Source organism: Candidatus Pelagibacter communis, assembly GCF_001179945.1.
Taxonomy (GTDB): domain Bacteria; phylum Pseudomonadota; class Alphaproteobacteria; order Pelagibacterales; family Pelagibacteraceae; genus Pelagilacustribacter; species Pelagilacustribacter ubique_A.
The window spans coordinates 1-679 of record NZ_CVSG01000056.1 but is presented as its reverse complement, the minus strand read 5'-3'; the positions used below and the strand labels follow the sequence as shown (position 1 = coordinate 679).

Genomic DNA, 679 nt, shown 5'->3' with positions numbered 1-679 from the left:
AATAAAAGATCTACAAATTTAATCAAGACTTTAAGAGATGTAGATTATATTATACTAAGTCCAGGAATTAGTTTAAAAAAATCCAAAAATAGAAATAATCTAATAAAATATAAAAACAAGATAATTACAGACTTAGATCTTTTTTTTTTAGTTAAAAAATTTTCTAAAAGTATTGTAGTAACTGGAACTAATGGTAAATCGACAACTTGTACGATATTGGCTCATGTTCTTAAAAAGAATAAATATCGTCCAATTTTAGGGGGAAACATCGGGGCGCCAGTTCTTAGTCTCAAAATAAATAAAAAAGATATTATTATAATTGAAGCTTCATCATTCCAACTTTCTTATTCAAAATTTATATACCCTAATTATGCAATATTATTAAATATCACAAATGATCATCTTGATTGGCATATAAATATGAAAGATTATATAAATTCCAAATTTAAAATTTTCGCAAATCAGAAAAAAGAACATTTTGCTTTAATAAATAGAAAATTCAAATATTTATTTAAAGAAAAAAAATTATCGGGAAGATTAATTGTTCCAAGTTTAAAAAAATATATCAACTTAAAATTCAAATTAAAAAATAGTTATTTAAGGCTCAACATGAATGATGAAAATATGTCTTTTGTCTATGAACTTTCAAAACTATTTAAAATAAGCGAAAAGTCCTTTT

Annotated in this window: 1 protein-coding gene; it reads left to right on the top strand. The window is 22.5% G+C overall.

The window, feature by feature from the left end; translation table 11 throughout:
- The coding region (locus tag AMN78_RS01505; protein ID WP_256997686.1) for a Mur ligase family protein at positions 1–679 on the top strand (679 nt) is incomplete at both ends.